The sequence below is a fragment of the Shewanella xiamenensis genome, assembly GCF_024971755.1.
Classification (GTDB): domain Bacteria; phylum Pseudomonadota; class Gammaproteobacteria; order Enterobacterales; family Shewanellaceae; genus Shewanella; species Shewanella xiamenensis.
This window is the reverse complement of sequence record NZ_CP079718.1, coordinates 4661753-4680959: the sequence shown is the minus strand read 5'-3', so window position 1 is coordinate 4680959 and position 19207 is coordinate 4661753. Positions and strand designations below refer to the sequence as shown.

The following is a 19207-nucleotide window of genomic DNA, read 5'->3' as shown; positions in this document are numbered from 1 at the left end:
CGGAGGTCACTCATAACGACAACAAATTAGATTTGTGCGTCGATAAACTCTTTTAACTGAGTTTTAGAGAGCGCGCCAACTTTGGTCGCTGCCAACTCACCGTTTTTGAATAACAGCAATGTTGGAATGCCGCGAACGCCGTATTTCGCTGGAGAAACGTTGTTCTGGTCAACGTTTAATTTAGCGATAGTTACGCGACCGGCATACTCTTCGGCAACGTCGTCAAGGATTGGCGCGATCATTTTACATGGACCACACCATTCAGCCCAAAAGTCTACCAATACTGGTAAATCGGCCTTTAATACGTCGTTTTCGAAGCTGTCGTCGCTCAGGTATATAATTTTATCGCTCATGATGTTCTCCAGTTTGGTTGCCATTGCTGGTTTGTTAATGGCTTACCATGTATATTGGGGCTGAAAAATAGCTTTTCAAGTTACCTTTTACAATGTGGCTATTTCAAACGATCGAGTATCTTATTGCAACCCCAAATGGTATGCTTGCGCTATGAGCCAAACACATTTATCAAATCAAAAATTTGCCGACTTACCTCTGCATCCTGAGGTTAAACAGGCCCTTGCCGAGAACGGCTTTGAATTTTGTACGCCGATTCAGGCGTTATCATTACCCGTATTACTTCAATCAAAAGATATCGCTGGCCAAGCTCAGACGGGCACTGGCAAGACAATGGCGTTTTTGGTTGCCACATTTAACCATTTATTGTCGACCCCTGTTCCTGAAGGACGTCAATTAAATCAACCGCGTGCCATTATCATGGCGCCCACCCGTGAATTAGCCATTCAAATTGCTAAGGACGCGATTTTACTCGCGAAACATACTCGCTTAAAGGTGGGGATTGTTTATGGTGGTGAGAGTTATGACGTCCAACGTAAAGTGCTTGACCAAGGTGTTGACATCTTAATCGGTACAACCGGACGGATTATCGATTATGTGCGTCAGGGCATTATTAGCTTAAATGCGATTCAAGCCGTGGTGTTAGATGAAGCCGATCGTATGTTCGACCTCGGTTTTATCAAGGATATTCGTTTCTTATTCCGACGCATGCCTAATGCCGATCAGCGCCTGAACATGTTGTTTTCAGCGACGCTTTCGATGAAGGTGCAAGAGTTGGCTTATGATCATATGAATGATCCGGTGAAAGTCGAAATTGCCCCCGAAGAAAAAACCTCAAAGAATATCAAAGAAGAAATTTTCTATCCTTCCCAAGAAGATAAGATGCGTTTATTGCTAACGCTGATTGAAGAAGATTGGCCTGAGAAAGCCATTGTTTTTTCAAACACTAAGCATAGCTGTGAGAACTTATGGGCTTGGCTTGAGGGTGATGGTCACCGTGTGGGTTTGCTCACTGGGGATGTACCACAGAAGAAACGTATTCGAATCCTAGAGCAATTTACGCAAGGTCAATTAGATATCTTGGTTGCGACTGACGTGGCTGCACGCGGCCTGCATATCTCCGATGTTTCCCATGTTTACAATTATGATTTACCTGATGATTGTGAAGATTACGTCCACCGTATTGGTCGTACTGGGCGAGCGGGTAACAAAGGGGTATCAGTTAGTTTTGCCTGTGAAGAATACGCACTAAACTTACCAGCGATTGAGACTTATATTAATCACTCAATCCCAGTGAGTAATTATGACCGTGATGCGTTACTGGATGATATTCCACAGCCAGCTAAGATTCATCGTAAACATCCAGCGGGAGCTCGTAATTTACGTGAGCGCTCTGGGGTGAGTCGTACTCAAGGTGCACATCGTAGTGGTGGTCGTCCACCTCGCCATGACAGGACGCGTAGACAGCCGTAAATGCCAACACCCGCTTATGCTGCCATTACTTTAGGCTCTAACAGTTTTAATATGCTGATCGCTAAAACAAAAGGTGGTCAGCCACATATTATTGCTAAGTACAAACGTAAAGTAAGGTTAGCCGAAGGGATTGGCGAAGACGGTTATTTATCACAGGAAGTGATGCAACGAGGTTTAGATTGCCTCGCCATGTTTGCCCAAATGTTAGCACTACATAAAGTCCATCCTAATCATGTTGCTGTGATTGCCACAGCAACACTGCGTACTATCAATAACGCCGACGAGTTTAACCAGAGGGCAATTCCCCTTCTCGGTCACCCGATTGAGATTATTTCGGGCATGCGTGAAGCTGAGCTGATTTATCAAGGTATGGTGGCAACAACCTGTGGCCAAGGTCGACGCTTAGTGATTGATATTGGCGGAGCAAGTACCGAATTTATTATCGGGGATGGTCATCAGGTTCAGTTTAAGACTAGCTTGCCTATGGGCAGCGTGACCTTTAACCGCCGTTTCTTCAACAACGCGCCGTTGCAAGAGCTCGATTTTGACGATGCTAAACAGGAAGTGCTAGCAGTCTTAGGTGAACATAGGCAAAGGCTAAAAGACTTAGGATGGCACTGTGTAGTGGGGGCTTCTGGCGCAGTGCAATCTGTGGTCGAAGTGCTAATGCACCGTAAGCAGTCTGAAATCATCACTTTGGCTGTGCTGACACAGCTGAAAGCGGAAATCCTCGCCGAGGAAGATGTGAGTCTTGAGGGAATTATCGGCTTAAGCGCCGAACGTGCGCCGACATTTGCCGCAGGGGTGGCGATTTTACTTGCGCTCTTTGAACTCTTAGGAATTGAGCAGTTGGCGCTATCAGGTGGAGCATTGCGTGAGGGTGTGTTAGTGATGCTGGCGCAGCGGATTTTAGAAGAAGCGATTTAACTCTCAAGCCCATTTAAAAAAGATAAAGGCCGTCAAGTGCACACTTGACGGCCTTTATCTTTTAATGGATTGGGTTACTTTAAGATTTCGGCTAAATCTTTTTCGAGCGAAACGGTTGGGCGTTCAACAATGCGGCCAATTTCTTTACCTTGTTGTTGCACGATAAAGGTAGGAATACGTTTGAATTCGTATTTTGCCGCCAGTCCTTCAGGGTCTTGCTTGCTTCGATCGACACCAATATAAGTCACTTTAATATTGGGGTTTGCCACTTCTTCGATAATGCGGATAAAACGTGGCGTTTCGCGATGACAGTCTGGGCACCAAGTACCAATAATCACGACGATTTCTGTTGGTTCTGTGACTTTTTTGAGTGGTGCTAAGGCGTCGGTATCGACTTGGTAGCTTTTGTAGCCCTCAGCAAACTCATTGAGATCTTTTACTAAATGTTGCGCTTCAACTACACCGGTTAAAATCACTTCTTGTTTCTCCTCGCTGCAGGTGGCAATCAAGCCCTGTTTTTGCTCTTCAAAGCCACAGCCGCCATTTGCTAGTACTTGGCAACTAAAAAATAACGCGGTCATGGCGAGTAATGCTTTAACGTTATTGTGCATGATATGCCCTCAAAATCGAAGAAGAATAATGAATTTGCATTCAAGCACTAATTTACGTTTTGTAAAAGTTGTGAATGAATTTGCTGCAAGCCAGATCACGTATCGCTAATGTAAATCTGGCTGTTACCCATAAAAAGATGTGATTAGTTTTGTGCTAATAGCTTGGCGAGGATAGGTTTATTAGCATCAGGGAAGTCGTAATGGGTGAGCTCGTGCTTATCGACCCAGACGATTTGTTGGCCTTCAAGCCCTTGCGCCTCGCCCGTAAAGTCACTCACAGTGTGAATATCGAGTAGTACCTGTTTATCTGGGTAGTCGTAGCTTAAGGCCATAAAAGGTTCGCTCGAATGGACGTTAAGCGCCACTTCTTCTTTTAACTCACGAATTAAGGCTTGGGTAACGGTTTCGTTTTGCTCCACTTTTCCACCGGGAAATTCCCATTTGCCGCCTTGATGTAAATGCTCTGGGCGCTTGGCGAGTAGGATTTGTCCGTCAGTATTAAGAATAATGCCCACGGCAACATGAATACGTTTTGTCATAAATTTCTACTTATCACTGTATGAACAACAATCCGAGACTCGTCGGTTCTGGTCGTTGGTAAATATACGGAGTTGTATGAGGCTTATTCTTTAAAGAAGCTTTCTTCGTCGTAACCAAGTTCGTCTAAAGCGTCGACATCAAACTCAGATTTGACTGGAATGGCGTGTTTCTCAGATGCCCAATCACCGAGATCGATCATCTTACAGCGCTCACTGCAAAAAGGTTTGAACTCTGACTGAGGGCTCCATTGTACTGGGGTTTTACAAATTGGGCAGTTGACGGTTAACGGCATAATGGGGATCTCTTGATTTACTGCTGAATAACGAATAACGAATAACGAATAACGGTTATCAATGGCGTTAGTGTAAAGGCTTCACGCGCAGGTCGCTAGTAAGAATTCGATGCTACGGTCAGAGTGGCGTTGTTGATCGAATTGTACAAAATGAATGGCATAACGATTTTTATGGCCACTGATCGTGGGATAACAACCGTGGGAAGCATCGACTTTGACTCGAACTAATGACAGGGCTTGAGTGCTATCCCCTTGATAAAAACCGGCATGAGCGGTGGCATTATCGAAATCAGCGGTACTGCGGGTCAGTTGAAGCAAAAGCGTGATGGGTGTGAGTAGGGGATCGAAATGACTTATCCAAGCTTGATAATCCTGGCGTCTTTCTTCCCAGGGTTTGGCGAGCCAAAAATGCAGTTGGGGAAGGTCGAAGTTACAGCAGGCACCTGGCATACCAAAGCGTTGTCTGAGTGCAGATAAGAATCTGTCTTGCTTTAGCTGGCTCCCACAGCGTTCGGGGCGTTGTAATGGCTCTCTGGCTTGGGTTAAGGCTTGAATATAAAAGCGGATTTGTTCGCTATCGACATGCTCGAGTTCTTGCCATTTGCTCAGTTGCAGTAGATTTCGCTCGATATCTTTGAGGACTTCATTGCGGTAGTCGCAGCGCTCCGAGAGCTCGCACAGGGAAAACAGAGGGTAGAAACATCTATGCTGGTGGTCGTGATTTAGGTTATTACAGAGCTGCTTGTTGAGGTATTCGAGCCGCAAGTAGCTGCGGATCTTCTCATTTAAAGGCTGTTCATAAACTAAGTCAGTCATGGGCGTTGTGATTACCAGATAATTGTAAATAGCGCTGATGCAATGCTTGCACCTCTTGTTTTAGCGTTGATATCTCTCCCTGATTATCAATAATGTCATCGGCTCTAGCGAGTTTTTCACTGCGGCTACACTGGCTCTCAATGATGTTATTTACTTGAGTTGCATCGACATTGTCCCGCTTTACGGTACGGCTTATTTGTAATTCTGGCGAAATATCCACCACTAAAGTCCGATTGACTAACCTATCTAACCCGTTCTCAAATAGCAAGGGTACAACCATAATTACATAGTCTGAGGTGGCATTTTTGACTTGCAAAAGCATTTCTTGGCGGATCATGGGGTGCAGCAGTTGATTTAACCACTGACGCGCTTGTTCATCGCTAAACACTCGTTGCCTAAGTTTTGCGCGGTCAACCTCACCCGAGGCCGTTAAGATTTCTGTCCCAAAATGGTCAATAATGGCGTTTAATCCGTAGGTGCCTGGTGCGACGACTTCTCGGGCAACGACATCGGCATCGACTAGGCAAACACCTTCTGCCGCAAACAGATTCGCCACGGTCGTTTTACCACTGCCAATCCCGCCCGTTAAACCGACAACAAATTTGGACATAAAACTCTCTTAAAAGCGATGAAGGACGCTACGCTGCTAGGACCTAGAGCGGACTTCGTCCTACTAGGGCGTCGCTGCGCTCCTTCTAGAACCTAAAGCCTAGAATCTATAAGGCCGAAGCCAGTTCTATAACGTACTTAAATACCAATCCACAATAGGTTGACCCCATATTAGGGCGATCCAACCTGCGGCGGCAATGTAAGGACCAAAGGGAATCGGATTTGCCAGTTGATTACGTTTGGTCACGATCAGCGTGATGCCAACGAGGGCACCCACTAAGGATGAAAGTAAAATCACCAGTGGCAACATTTGCCAACCAAGCCAAGCCCCAAATACGGCAAGCAGTTTAAAGTCACCATAGCCCATACCTTCTTTACCGGTTAACAGCTTAAATAGCCAAAAAATCGACCATAAACTTAAATAGCCTACAGTGGCACCAATAATCGCATCGGTTGGATTGGTAAAGGTATGGTTGAGGTTAATGAGTAGTCCTAACCATAGCAGGGGAAGTGTCATCTGGTCGGGAAGCAGCATTTCATCCAGATCGATTCCGGTGAGCGCAATCAACACAAAAGTGAGTATTGCAGCAAATATAAATTGCCCGCTGGGGCCAAAATGCCAGGCGAGTGTTGCAACGAGTAACCCTGTTATTAGCTCAATAATCGGATAGCGTGAGGAAATGGGGGCATGACAGGCAGCGCATTTTCCCCTCAACATTAACCAACCTAAAATGGGTAAATTATGCCAAGGCTGGATGGCGGTTTTGCATTTAGGGCAGGCAGAACCTGGTACCACTAGATTGTATTTTTCAGGATAGTTATCTATAGGCTTGTTAAGCTTTTCTAAACCGACTTGTTTGACTACATCTGCATGATATTCCTGCAGATACTGATTACATTCCTGTTGCCATTCGCGCTTCATCATCACCGGAAAACGATGGATAACCACATTTAAAAAACTGCCAAAAGTTGCGGCAAACACAAAACTTAAGCAGATAAAAAGCCATGGTGCTTGGTCAAAAGTGTGACCCAATAAAGTGAAAAATTCAGTCATTATTCTTACTTAATTATATTGTTCAATGTAAAACGGATTTTAGGCCTCTAGGACGCTTCGCTGCTCAGGCGTCGCTGCGCTATTGCTAGAACCTAGAATCCATAAGGGCGTAGCCCGTTTTGCTTTTTCTGGCTGCTGTGCTTTTTGCAACGTTCTAGCCACCAACCACCTTACCCATTTGGAAGATGGGTAAATACATAGCGACAATAAGGCCACCAACAACAGTACCAATGACCACCATCATGATAGGTTCAATTAGGCTGGATAAACCATCAACGGCATCGTCAACTTGCATCTCATAGATAGTTGAAACTTTATTAAGCATATTATCAAGAGAGCCTGATTCTTCGCCAATCATCACCATTTGGATCAGCATATCGGGGAACAGCCCTGTGGTTCGCATTGCCACGTTCATTTGCATCCCGGCCATCACTTCCTGGCGGATTTTTAAGATGGCTTTACGGTATACCGCATTGCCCGATGCCCCTGCGGCTGATTCTAAGCCGTCGATTAAGGGGACACCAGCGGCAAAGGTGGTGGCTAAGGTACGGGCAAAACGCGCCATAGCGCCTTTGTGTAGAATGGGACCAATAGCTGGAATTTTTAAGATGACTTCGTCAACTCTGTCTCTCACGATTTGCGAGTTCCTATGAGCCCTCACAAATAAAAATACGCCAGCCACTATGGCACCCAAAAAGATATACCAAGAGGATTGTAGGCCGCGGGAGATATGCAAAACCAATTGGGTAAATGCAGGTAACTCGGCGCCAAAGCCCTTAAAAATATCTTCAAATTGTGGCACCACAAACAGTAATAATAGTGCCGTTACTAAAATAGCGACTATTACTACTGCTGCCGGATAAAACATGGCTTTTTTAATCTTAGATTTTAATGCTTCAGATTTTTCACGGTAGGTCGCAATACGATCAAACACTACATCGAGTGAGCCTGAATGTTCACCCGCCGCCACTAAATCGACATAAAGATCATCAAAGTAACGTCGGTGGGGACGCAAAGCATCAGATAACGGAATACCTGACTGGATCTCCGATAGAATTGTCGCTAACAGCTCACGCATTTTTGCTTTTTCATGGCCGCGACCCAGTAATTCAATGGTAGTCACTAATGGCACCCCAGCGGCAAGCATGGTGGCAATTTGCCGAGTCACCATAGCAATATCCATAGGGGTAATTTTGGCATCGCCTAATTTAAATAAGGCGGCCGATTGTTTGCGAACGGTTTTAGGATTTACCCCTTGAGATTTTAACTTGCTACGAACCTCAGCAGCAGAGGCCCCCCTCAGTTCGCCACTGGTTTTTTGGCCGTCGCGGTTAACACCTTTCCATTCAAAGGTATAAATTTTAGGTTGGCTTTTTTGCTCAATCTTTTTTGGGCGAGGCTTTTTTACTGTGGTTGCCGTAGCCATAAATTATCCCTGTTGGTTGTAAAGCTAAGAAGGACGTTGCTGCACAACTGTTAGAACGCTCACATGCTCGCTCTAGCATCTAGAGCTTAGCTCCTAGAAGGGCGCAGTCCGTCCCGCTATTAAAAACTGGTTACCCGATTCACTTCGGCAATACTGGTTACACCTTGAAGCACTTTTAGTAGCCCTGATTGCCGCAGGTCGCGCATCCCTTGGGCCTTGGCTTGAGCAGCAATTTGCAATGAATTGCCCCCTTCCATAATAGTACGGGCAATTTCATCTGACATCTTCATCACTTCGTAAATACCTACCCGTCCTTTATAGCCACCAGAACAATGCTCACAACCCACGGGTTTATAGGTGATAAACCCTTGGGCGATTTGTGCATCACTAAAGCCTAAACGTTGTAGCTCATGTTCAGGTATCTGTTCGGGTTGTTTGCATTCTGGGCAAAGTCGCCGTGCAAGTCGCTGAGCAATAATTAAATTGACTGAACTGGCGATATTATAGCCGGGGACGCCCATATTAATTAAACGGGTGAGTGTTTCTGCCGCCGAGTTAGTATGCAGGGTTGATAGAACCAAGTGGCCTGTTTGTGCGGCTTTAATGGCAATTTCGGCGGTTTCAAGGTCACGGATTTCCCCGACCATCACCACATCGGGGTCTTGGCGCAAAAACGAACGTAGTGCTGAGGCGAAGGTTAAACCTGCTTTTAAATTAATATGGACTTGGTTTACCCCCTCAAGGTTAATTTCCACCGGGTCTTCGGCGGTGGAAATATTACGCTCGGCGGTATTGAGGATATTTAAGCCTGTATAGAGCGAAACGGTTTTACCCGAACCCGTTGGGCCTGTCACTAATATCATGCCTTGGGGTTTGGCTAGCATCTCAAGGTAGAGCTTTTCTTGATCGGGTTCGTAACCGAGTTTTTCGATACCGAGCTGTGCGGAAGAAGAATCCAATATCCGCATTACAATTTTTTCGCCCCACAGAGTCGGCAGGGTACTTACCCGAAAGTCGATAGACTTAGTGCGGGATAGCTTCATTTTAATCCGGCCATCCTGGGGGACGCGACGCTCGGCAATATCCAGCTTTGACATTACCTTTAAGCGCGCTGAGAGTCGTCCGGCTAGGCTGATTGGCGGCTCGGAGACTTCATGCAAAATACCATCGATACGAAAACGGATACGATAGCGTTTTTCATAGGGCTCAAAATGTAAGTCTGAAGCGCCCTTACGAATAGCATCGGTTAATATCTTATTGATATAAATGACGATAGGGGCATCGTCACTGGATTCACCTGCATTGTCTTCATTGCGTTTATCGGTATCGGTAATTTCGATACCAGCAAGCGCTGCTTCATCCATGCCGCTTAAATCAAGGCCGGTAATATCTTCTTCTAGTACCTTTTCAAGGGCCTTAGCGAGCTTATCTTCTTCCACCAAAATCGCTTCGGCATGTAGGCCAGCACTAAATTGGAATTCCTCAAGGGCGGCAATATTGGTTGGGTCGGAGGTGGCGATATACAGGCGATTACCACGTTTAAAAAGCGGCAAGCAGCGGTGTTTTTCAATCAGTTTTTTATTAAGAAACTCTTCAGGGATGGCGTTAACATCAAATTCGGCTAAATCCAGGAGCGGGGTGCCATATTCCTCATAGCAAAGCTCTGCAATACTGCGGGCCGACACGAGCTTAGTCTGCACTAAGGTGGTGACTAAGGTTTGTTTATTTTGGCGGGATTTGGTGATGGCACTCGCCATCTGCTCTTCATTAAGCAGACCTTTACGGATGAAAAGGGTGGATAATCCCAGGTGAAGGCCAGCGGATGGCATGAAAAACTCCTATCTCCATTAGTTTTTCCATCATAGCGGCAAAATGGTTATTTGTCATATATAAAAAAGCTCAAATAATCACAAAAAAATGAGTATCATCATAAGGATGCGAATTTATGTTCAGCTTTCAAAAGCGGCTATATTTTACCATAAACTGTACTGTGGGTTAATGGTCGATAAATAACAATGCCTTATAATAAAGTCACTTCGATTTACTTGACTAGAACGCGTAAATAATCGGTGATTTGGTGATGCACTTTAACGCCAATGTCGGGGGATAAATACGTGATGGAATGCTCAATTAAGGAAACAGATATTGCAATCAACTCCGATTTTTAGCCGGATTATCCTGCTCACTTTCTTCGCGCTATTTTTACTTGGCTCGGTATTATCAGGTTATATCACAGGATATCTGGGGGTGGATAACGCTTACGATCTTAAGCGAATCCTAGTAATTATATTTATCGTGTGTTCAGCGGTTGGCCTTTTGTTGCGATCGAGTATTCCGATGATCGCCCCCTCGCCTTTTACACTTTGGGTGGTGGTAAGCCTATTTATACTTGGTTTTATATCAACCATTTTTAGCCAGCATCCATTTTGGTCATTACTTGAATTAGCCAACTTTTTTTTGCTGCTCTGTTTGTTTTATATCTTAGGTGTACTCATAACTGACATTGGCAGAAATCTGACGCTGCAATATTTTTTTGGATTTGCGTTATTTTTCTCGATTTGTATTGCGGTTAAGTTTTTTTTGCTGCTGTTTTTTCATGCGCTCGATGCTAATCGGCCAGATGTGCATTCTTTAGTGGCAGGCTTTATGAATGTAAGGTTTTTCAATCAATTGCAAGTTATGCTGCTACCGTTGTTGTGTTTGTCTTTTTATATCGAACCACTTAAAAAATATAAACGGACAGCTATGTTGGCTTTTAGTGTGCAGTGGTTAATCCTGCTGCAATCAGAGGCTCGCGGCGCATTGTTGGCAATAGTTTTAGCGGCTGTTGTGGTGTATCGCTTTTTGCCCGCCAACTTAGGTCAAGCATTTATTCGCCCAATGCTGAAGGCTGTAGTTTTTGGCACGCTTTTATGGCTAGCGCTGATTATTATTATTCCACTGTTTATTTTTGATAGCCCAATTTGGCAATTAAGAACCAATAGCTCTGGCCGCATTGATATGTGGATTTATATTTTGCAGGCGATCCCTGAACGTATTGGCTTAGGTTACGGGCCAATGAGTTTTGCATGGGCAGAAGCAAGACCTTTACCTAATGCTCACTCACATAATGCCCTCATGCAGTTTTTATATGAGTTTGGTGTGGTTGCGTTTATCTTGCTGGCGAGTTGGTCGCTGATAATATTATGGTCAATATTAAAGCGGCTTACCTTATTAGGGGAAAAACCGAGTGAGCATTTAGCTAAAAACTCACAATGTAGCCTCGACACAGGCTCACATATAGGTATAGATACGGACACAACCGATATTGTGTTGGTATTTGCCCTGTGTGCAATATGGATATATGCCATGTTTGATGGGGTAATTGTAATGCCATTATCCCAAGCATTATTGGTGGCATTATTGGCACTTAATTGCCGCCACTATCAACTGCGAGTGATAGCATTACCTTGGAAAGTGGTATTAATGGCAGCCGTGATAACCTGTGGTGCACTATTAATCGCAAGCCTAGGTGATACCGCGCTAAATCAGCAAATGTATCCAAGATTATGGTTAACCGGGATAATTAATTGATAAAAATAAAAAAGCCCCGAAAAGGGGCTTTAGAAAGATTTGTGATATTAGCTGCCGATACCAGCGCCTTTTTGGCATAGAGAAAGATCACTACTGCTAGTCATTGTATATGTTACACCACCATTACCATCAAACGCGGCAGTAAGAGTACATTTTGGTTCTGTCCAAACCAAACTAACAGTAGCACCTTGAGCTGGTTCTGCTGATAAAGCGGTCATTTTTTTGTTTTTTGCTACTTCAGCTTGTATACCAGTACAGCCAACTCCCGTTGTATTACAGGTTTGAATTTTTTGGGCAAAGGCACTAATGCCTTTCATTGCAGCTCCGCCTTGGGCTGACGTGACATAGTCTTTATATGCTGGTAACGCCACAGCGGCCAAAATACCGATAATGGCTACTACAATCATTAATTCGATCAAGGTAAAACCCTGAGCTTGCTTGTTCATCTTGATACCTTTCATTTTTTGCTCCAAATATAATGCAAATTGTTGTTTATCGATTGTGTTCGTTTCGGCTGCTTATCTTGATTGCTTGACATGAATTGCTGGTTTTTTGGCTAGCGACAATTCACTTTGAGCTAATTTTGATAAGGAAGGCCGAAACGGCCATCTCGCCTAGGTAAAAGTTAGTACAAAGTTAAGTAAAATGAAACAACTTTTACGCATAAAGTATTAATTAAATGATTATTTTGTCTAAAAACTTGACGCTAAAACGTATTGCGTTCTAACAAACGTTTGACAATGTTAGTTAAGTTGACGCATTTAAAACAACGTCAAAACATCGGCGCGCATTATACCTGTGTTTTGTTAGGCTATTTAGTGGGTTTATGCTGTAAAGGGCAGGAAGCTAGGATCTAGGACGTTGCTGCGCAACTGCTAGGGCGCTCGCAAGCTCGTTCTAGAATCTAGAATGTAGGAGCTACGAGCTAGGCCCTAGGAACTAGTCCCTAGAGCCTATAACCTAGAACCTTCTTTTTAACCTTTCAGTCGCATTGATAGATCTAAGGCGCGAACATGCTTGGTGAGGGCGCCAACGGAAATATAATCCACCCCCGTTTTGGCAAATTCTGCCAAGGTGTCTAAGGTGACATTGCCTGAGACTTCAAGTTTTGCACCTTTGCCTTTAGCTTGGCTTTTGGCATTCAGTTCAACCGCTTCGACCATCATAGTGATATCGAAGTTATCTAACATGATAATATCTGCGCCAGAATCCAGTGCTAATGCCAGTTCGGCTAAGGACTCGACTTCGACTTCAACGGGTTTATTGGGGTGTAAACTGCGCGCTGCATCTACGGCTTGGCGTATGCCACCACAGGCCATAATGTGGTTTTCTTTAATTAAAAAGGCATCAAATAGACCGATACGGTGGTTTTTACCGCCGCCGCAGGTGACAGCATATTTTTGGGCGGTGCGCAGTCCTGGAATGGTTTTACGGGTATCGAGCAGCTGTGTGTGGGTGCCTGCAAGTTTGTCTACATAGTGCTTGGTGAGGGTGGCGACACCGGATAAGGTTTGGATAAAGTTCATCGCGGTGCGTTCGCCAGTCAATAAGGCGCGAGCGGGGCCGGATAATTCACACAAGACTTGATTGGGTAACACAAGATCGCCATCATCGACATGCCAATGCAGCGCGACTTCGCCACCTAATTGATTAAAGACTTGTTCTGCCCAGGCTTTGCCACAAAAAACTCCTTCTTCGCGGGTAATTAAGGTCGCTTCGGCATATTTATCTGCCGGAATCAGTTCGGCAGTAATGTCACCGTAGGCAATGGTTTTGGTATGCTCGTTGATTTCAGTGCCGCCAAGATCTTCATTGAGCGCGGTTTTTACGGCGTGGCGAATATCGTTTTCTAGCATGATCGGAGTCCTTGCTTTTATACGTCGGGCGAGTGGGCATGGGTTAACATGGGTCAATCGTCTGCCTGCTTGCATTTGGGCTTAAGATTATCATGGCTGCGCCGCTAGGTGCTAGAGCGTCGCTTTGCTCCTTCTAGAATCTAAAATCTAGCGCCTAGAAGGGCGAAGCCCGCTCTGCTTTACTAGCAGTCGCGTAGCGACGTTCCGTTTTTAAGGAGTAAACATGAGTTTTGAGTTTGGTTGGTATCGCGCGGCGCGGCGCTGCGAATCGCCACATTTTAATCAACGCCCCTTTGGGGAGATTAGTCTGTTGGTGATCCACAATATCAGCCTGCCCGCGGGATGTTTTGGTTTACCTTACATCGATCAATTATTTCAAGGCTGTTTAGATACCAGTGCCGATGAAACTTTCGCCGATTTAGCGGGGCTTAAGGTATCAGCACATTTTTTAATTCGCCGCGATGGTGAATGTGTGCAGTATGTGAGTTGTGAAGATAGAGCTTGGCACGCTGGCGTGTCCCGTTATGGTGAAAGGGAAAATTGTAATGATTTTTCCATTGGCATTGAGCTCGAAGGGACGGATACTAAGCCCTATACTGCCGCACAATATCAACAACTTGTTGAATTGACTCAAGCCTTGTTTGCACAATACCCTAGCTTGAGTGTCGAGCGGATTGTTGGGCATTGTGATATTGCGCCAATGCGTAAAACTGACCCTGGCCCAAGCTTTGACTGGGAAAAGTATTTAACGGCGCTGCGTTGAAGGCAAACAAGGATGCTGCTTCTAGAATCTAGGACGCTTCGCTGCTAGGACGCAGCAAAAAGCACTGCTCTAGGACGCCACTTCGTGGTTCTAGAACCTAGATGGGCGAAGCCCGCTCTGCTTTTTCTAGTCAGTCCTGCTTTTTTACAAGGAGTACTATCGATGGCATTATTTTCATTACTGGTCGCCATTCTTGTGGAGCGACTAAAGTTTCTTCCCGCCTCTTGGCAGTGTGATCGTGTACTGCAATCTTACCAATCCAGCTTTTTTGGCGATAAAGCATCGCTTAATAATACTAATATGTTGCTGGCTTTGATATTGCCCGCGGGTGTGGTTTATCTGTTGGGTTGGATTGCGTCGGGTATGTTTTGGGGAGTATCAAGTCTCGCGCTATGGGTGCTGGTGGCGATTATTTGTTTTAATCATCAAAAACAGCGCGATACCTTTAAAAAATATATGCAGGCGGCGTGTCGCTCCGATGTGCAGGCCTGTTATCACTATGCCGCTGAATTAGATTGCAGTGAGTGTTTGGAGGCGGTTTCGGAAAAAGATTTAGGTGCCAAGGTCGGGCAGAGCGTTGCTTGGATTAACTATCGTTACTACGGTGCAGTGGCATTATGCCTTATTTTTCTTGGACCTGTGGGGGCAGTGTTATATTGCACTGCGCGATTTTATGCGGAGGAAAATATACGTAAGTCACTTAATTTACCGCTGATTGAAGATATTATGTTTGCGTTTGATTGGCTCCCAAGCCGAGTGTTTTCCTTTGGCTATGCGCTCAGTGGTCAGTTTAGTGAAGGGCTCGCGGCGTGGCGCAATAATGCGTTAAATATCAATGCCAGTGCTAGGCAAGTGGTCACTGAAACGGCACTCGCTGCCCAGCCTTTGCCCGAGATGTCTAGCGCGCCTGTTTGTGTGCAGTCGACCTTAGCATTGTTAGTATTAAGCAAACGCAACTTTACGCTGATGGTTGCTGTGTTATCACTGCTGACTATTTTTGGGTTGGTGAGTTAATAAGAAGGACGCAGCGCGGCTTCTAAAATCTAGGACGCTTCGCTGCTTGGACGCAGCAAAAAGCGCTGCTCTAGGACGCCACTTCGTGGCTCTAGAATCTAGCACCTAGCACCTAGAGCCTAAAATCTAGAATCTATAAGGACGCAGCCCGTTCTGCTTTTTCTAGCAGCGGTACTTTTTGCAGTGCTCCAGAACCTAGCCGCTAGCACTTGCTCTTGCTGTGGTTTAATGGTCTGACCCCATGATGAGTTTTTTAGGCTATGCTCTCTCATCGTGAGCGGTTTTGAGTGAGATCACCTTTTAAGGTTGATTTTCAATCTGGACATCAAAAGTGTGATTTGATAAAGTGCGCTCACTCATAAAAATTGGTAAGACCAATTTACAACGGAGCTGAGCGCCAAATGGCCTATAGTAAAATTAATCAGCCAAAAATTTCTGATGTGATCATGGCGCAACTCGAGCAAATGATCCTCGAAGGCAGTTTACAGCCGGGCCAGAAATTACCACCGGAGCGTGAACTGGCCATCCAGTTCGAAGTATCTCGTCCCTCATTGCGTGAAGCGATTCAAAAACTTGAGGCGAAAGGGCTATTAATGCGCCGTCAAGGCGGCGGTACTTATGTCAAAGAGCAACTCTGGCAGAGTCTTGCCGATCCTATCGTTGAATTAATGACAGCCGATCCAGAAAGCCAATACGACTTGCTGGAGTTTCGTCATGCGACCGAAGGCATGATGGCCTATTTTGCCGCCCTGCGTGGCACAGACGCCGATATGCAAAATATCAAGCGGATGATCCTTGAGGTGGAAGCCGCCACCAATATCGAACAACAAGCTGCTGCCATTGTGCGCTTCTATCGCGCCGTTGCTGAAGCGTCACACAATGTGGCTATGTTGCATCTCGTACTCAGTTTAACCCCTGTGCTGCATAAGAATGTGGCGCAAAACCTGGAGCTTTTAAGCCGCCGCGAAGAAGCTTCCACTATGGCTAACGATCACAGACGTGCTCTGCTCGCTGCTATCGTTCGTCGTGATCCTGAAGCCGCTAGAGAAGCCTCGAATGAACATTTAAGTTACATCGAAGAGGTGATGTTATCTGTGCGGGAAGAAGATAGCCGGTTGCAGCGAAGTTTGCGCCGTTTAAAGAGTGGCGCTTAAGTTCCCGACTTTAGCACTCGCTAAAGCGGAATATGCCGCAAACACCATTCATTATCATGTATATAGAGAAGGACAGTGTCATGTCTGAAGATATGCTACAAGACTTAGATCCGTTAGAGACTCAGGAATGGGTTGATGCCCTGCAAGCTGTATTAGAACAGGAAGGCCCTGAACGCGCCCATTTCTTATTAGAGAAACTGATCGATAAAGCCCGTCGCAATGGCACACACTTGCCTTACACTGCGACCACGGCCTATTTGAATACCATTCCAGCGGGTCAAGAGCCGCACATGCCTGGCAACCAAGAGATGGAACGTCGCATTCGCGCCATCATCCGTTGGAACGCCTTAGCTATGGTGCTACGTGGTTCTAAGAAAGATTTAGAGTTAGGCGGCCATATTTCGAGTTTCGCGTCGAGCGCAACCATTTATGACGTGTGCTTCAACCACTTCTTCCGTGCGCCAAACGAGAAAGACGGCGGCGACTTAGTGTATTTCCAAGGTCATATTGCCCCAGGTATCTATGCGCGTTCATTCTTGGAAGGTCGTTTAACGGAAGATCAACTGGCGAACTTCCGTCAAGAAGTGGATGGCAAAGGCCTGTCTTCTTATCCGCACCCTAAGTTGATGCCTGACTACTGGCAATTCCCAACAGTTTCTATGGGCTTAGGTCCTATCCAAGCGATTTATCAGGCCCGCTTCCTGAAATATCTGACTGACCGTGGTCTGAAAGATTGTTCTGAGCAAACCGTTTACTGCTTCTTAGGTGACGGTGAGTGTGACGAGCCAGAAGCCTTAGGTGCGATTGGTTTAGCTGCCCGTGAAGAATTAGATAACTTAGTCTTTATCATCAACTGTAACCTGCAACGTCTGGACGGCCCAGTACGCGGTAACGGTAAGATCATCCAAGAACTGGAAGGTGAATTCCGCGGCGCTGGCTGGGAAGTCGTGAAAGTGATTTGGGGTCGTTACTGGGATCCATTATTGGCCCGTGATACCAGCGGTAAGTTATTGCAGTTAATGGAAGAAACCGTTGACGGTGAATACCAAAACTGTAAAGCCAAAGGTGGCGCTTATACTCGCGAACACTTCTTCGGCAAATACCCAGAAACCGCCGAAATGGTAGCGAACATGTCAGATGATGACATTTGGCGCTTAAACCGTGGTGGTCATGACCCAGTTAAAGTGTACGCGGCATTAGACCATGCGCGTAAGACTAAAGGTCGCCCAACGGTGATCCTAGCGAAAACCGTTAAAGGTTACGGCCTCGGTGATGCGGGTGAAGGTAAGAACATCGCCCACAACGTGAAGAAAATGGGTATCGAGTCTATCCGTTACTTCCGCGATCGTTTCAATATCCCGATCCCTGACGATCAATTAGAAGATCTGCCGTTCTACCACCCAGGTCCAGATTCGGAAGAAGTGAAGTACATGATGAGCCGTCGTGCCGCGCTGCATGGTAGCGTGCCACAACGTCGTGAGAAGTTCAGCGAAGAGTTGGAAGTGCCATCACTGAAGATTTTCGATTCGATCTTAGCAGGCTCAAATGGCCGTGAAATTTCATCGACCATGGCGTTTGTTCGCGTACTGACTGCGCTGTTAAAAGACAAGAAAATTGGCAAAAACATTGTGCCAATTATCCCTGACGAAGCGCGTACTTTCGGTATGGAAGGTCTGTTCCGCCAAGTGGGTATTTATGCTCACGAAGGCCAAAAATACGTACCGCAAGACTCTGACCAAGTGGCTTACTATCGTGAAGATAAAACCGGTCAGGTGCTGCAGGAAGGTATTAACGAACTGGGTGCAATGTCATCTTGGGTAGCGGCTGCGACCAGCTACTCAGTCAACGATACACCGATGATCCCATTCTACATCTACTACTCAATGTTCGGTTTCCAACGTATTGGCGACATGGCATGGGCTGCGGGTGATATGCGTGCACGTGGCTTCTTAGTCGGTGGTACTTCAGGCCGTACAACACTGAACGGTGAAGGTTTACAGCATCAGGATGGTCACAGTCACGTACTGGCTAACACTATTCCTAACTGTATTACCTACGATCCAACTTATGGTTATGAAATTGCCGTTATCGTTCAAGATGGTATCCGTCGTATGTACGGCGAAAAACAAGAAGATATCTTCTACTACCTGACCACAATGAACGAAAACTATATTCAGCCTGAAATGCCAGAAGGTGCCGAGGAAGGTATCGTTAAAGGTATCTACAAGCTGGAAACGGTTAGTGGTTCTGGTAAAGGCAAAGTGCAGTTACTGAGCTGTGGCACCATTCTTGAGCAAACCCGTAAAGCGGCGCAAGCGCTGGCGAAAGACTTTGGTATCACTGCCGACGTATTTAGCGTGACCAGCTTCAACGAACTGACTCGCGATGGTCAAGCGGCAGAACGTTGGAACATGCTGCACCCAACGCAAACGCCAAAACAAGCGTATATCAGCCAAGTGATCTCCAGTGATGCGCCTGCAATCGCAGCAACTGACTACATGAAGATCTACGGCGAGCAGTTACGTGCATTTATGCCAACCGATTACAAAGTGTTAGGTACTGACGGTTTCGGTCGTTCAGACAGCCGTGACAACCTGCGTCACCACTTCGAAGTGGACGCTAAGTTCATCGTTATCGCGGCACTGAAGTCACTGGTTGATCGTAAAGAGCTGCCTGTTGATGTGTTAGCGAATGCCATCAAGGAATACGGCATCGACGCTGACAAGATCAATCCACAGTACGCGTAAG

Annotated in this window: 18 protein-coding genes; 7 read left to right on the top strand and 11 right to left on the bottom strand. The window is 45.8% G+C overall.

The features are described 5' to 3' along the window. Positions 1-26 precede the first annotated feature (26 nt). Positions 27-353 (bottom strand): thioredoxin TrxA, encoded by a 327-nt coding sequence (trxA, locus tag KXJ80_RS21620; RefSeq protein WP_011070766.1) that lies wholly within the window; start codon positions 351-353, stop codon positions 27-29. Between the two features lie 151 nt (positions 354-504). On the opposite strand from trxA, the gene rhlB reads away from it, so the two are divergent. Both rhlB and KXJ80_RS21610 read left to right on the top strand, forming a co-directional pair. Beyond that, positions 505-1824, top strand: coding sequence for an ATP-dependent RNA helicase RhlB (rhlB, locus tag KXJ80_RS21615; RefSeq protein WP_037413639.1), 1320 nt, complete (start codon positions 505-507; stop codon positions 1822-1824). After that, positions 1825-2751, top strand: a complete 927-nt coding sequence (locus tag KXJ80_RS21610; protein WP_037413637.1) for a Ppx/GppA phosphatase family protein — start codon at positions 1825-1827, stop codon at positions 2749-2751. 74 nt (positions 2752-2825) lie between these two features. Here KXJ80_RS21610 and KXJ80_RS21605 read toward each other — a convergent pair whose 3' ends face one another. The 8 genes from KXJ80_RS21605 to pilB form a co-directional block, all read right to left on the bottom strand. Further along, on the bottom strand, positions 2826-3362 hold the full coding sequence (locus tag KXJ80_RS21605; RefSeq protein WP_218737571.1) for a thioredoxin family protein: 537 nt from the start codon (positions 3360-3362) through the stop codon (positions 2826-2828). 143 nt (positions 3363-3505) lie between these two features. After that, positions 3506-3901 (bottom strand): 8-oxo-dGTP diphosphatase MutT, encoded by a 396-nt coding sequence (gene mutT, locus KXJ80_RS21600; RefSeq protein ID WP_037413635.1) that lies wholly within the window; start codon positions 3899-3901, stop codon positions 3506-3508. A gap of 83 nt (positions 3902-3984) precedes the next feature. Then, positions 3985-4194, bottom strand: coding sequence for a DNA gyrase inhibitor YacG (yacG, locus tag KXJ80_RS21595; RefSeq protein WP_037413634.1), 210 nt, complete (start codon positions 4192-4194; stop codon positions 3985-3987). Between the two features lie 81 nt (positions 4195-4275). After that, entirely contained in the window at positions 4276-5010 is a 735-nt protein-coding gene (zapD, locus tag KXJ80_RS21590; RefSeq protein WP_037413632.1) for a cell division protein ZapD, read from the bottom strand. After that, positions 5003-5620 carry a dephospho-CoA kinase gene (gene coaE / locus KXJ80_RS21585; RefSeq protein ID WP_218737570.1) on the bottom strand — a complete coding sequence of 206 codons (618 nt, stop codon included), beginning with the start codon at positions 5618-5620 and terminating at the stop codon, positions 5003-5005. The genes zapD and coaE overlap by 8 nt, the downstream gene beginning before the upstream one ends. 126 nt (positions 5621-5746) lie before the next feature. After that, on the bottom strand, positions 5747-6673 hold the full coding sequence (locus tag KXJ80_RS21580; RefSeq protein ID WP_218737569.1) for a prepilin peptidase: 927 nt from the start codon (positions 6671-6673) through the stop codon (positions 5747-5749). Positions 6674-6827: 154 nt separating this feature from the next. Beyond that, positions 6828-8099 (bottom strand): type II secretion system F family protein, encoded by a 1272-nt coding sequence (locus KXJ80_RS21575; protein WP_188871158.1) that lies wholly within the window; start codon positions 8097-8099, stop codon positions 6828-6830. Positions 8100-8218: 119 nt separating this feature from the next. After that, the gene (gene pilB, locus KXJ80_RS21570; protein ID WP_218737568.1) at positions 8219-9928 is read right to left on the bottom strand and encodes a type IV-A pilus assembly ATPase PilB; all 1710 of its coding nucleotides are present in this window, start codon (positions 9926-9928) and stop codon (positions 8219-8221) included. Between the two features lie 316 nt (positions 9929-10244). Here pilB and KXJ80_RS21565 point away from each other — a divergent pair, with 316 nt between their 5' ends. Then, a complete protein-coding gene (locus KXJ80_RS21565; RefSeq protein ID WP_218737567.1) occupies positions 10245-11672 on the top strand; it encodes an O-antigen ligase family protein in 1428 nt (475 codons plus the stop codon). Between the two features lie 47 nt (positions 11673-11719). On the opposite strand, the gene KXJ80_RS21560 is transcribed toward KXJ80_RS21565, so the two are convergent. Beyond that, positions 11720-12133 carry a pilin gene (locus KXJ80_RS21560; RefSeq protein ID WP_302852168.1) on the bottom strand — a complete coding sequence of 138 codons (414 nt, stop codon included), beginning with the start codon at positions 12131-12133 and terminating at the stop codon, positions 11720-11722. Positions 12134-12646: 513 nt separating this feature from the next. Next, the gene (nadC, locus tag KXJ80_RS21555) at positions 12647-13528 is read right to left on the bottom strand and encodes a carboxylating nicotinate-nucleotide diphosphorylase (RefSeq protein ID WP_088586229.1); all 882 of its coding nucleotides are present in this window, start codon (positions 13526-13528) and stop codon (positions 12647-12649) included. Between the two features lie 223 nt (positions 13529-13751). On the opposite strand from nadC, the gene ampD reads away from it, so the two are divergent. From ampD to aceE, 4 genes are all read left to right on the top strand, one after another. Beyond that, positions 13752-14291 (top strand): 1,6-anhydro-N-acetylmuramyl-L-alanine amidase AmpD, encoded by a 540-nt coding sequence (gene ampD / locus KXJ80_RS21550; protein ID WP_218737566.1) that lies wholly within the window; start codon positions 13752-13754, stop codon positions 14289-14291. 162 nt (positions 14292-14453) lie between these two features. Beyond that, positions 14454-15305: a beta-lactamase regulator AmpE gene (gene ampE / locus KXJ80_RS21545; RefSeq protein ID WP_218737565.1), complete on the top strand. Its 852-nt coding sequence runs from the start codon at positions 14454-14456 to the stop codon at positions 15303-15305. 401 nt (positions 15306-15706) lie between these two features. Next, positions 15707-16459 carry a pyruvate dehydrogenase complex transcriptional repressor PdhR gene (gene pdhR / locus KXJ80_RS21540; protein WP_011070781.1) on the top strand — a complete coding sequence of 251 codons (753 nt, stop codon included), beginning with the start codon at positions 15707-15709 and terminating at the stop codon, positions 16457-16459. Between the two features lie 80 nt (positions 16460-16539). Next, the gene (gene aceE / locus KXJ80_RS21535) at positions 16540-19206 is read left to right on the top strand and encodes a pyruvate dehydrogenase (acetyl-transferring), homodimeric type (protein ID WP_037413614.1); all 2667 of its coding nucleotides are present in this window, start codon (positions 16540-16542) and stop codon (positions 19204-19206) included. The last annotated feature ends 1 nt before the right edge of the window (position 19207 follow it).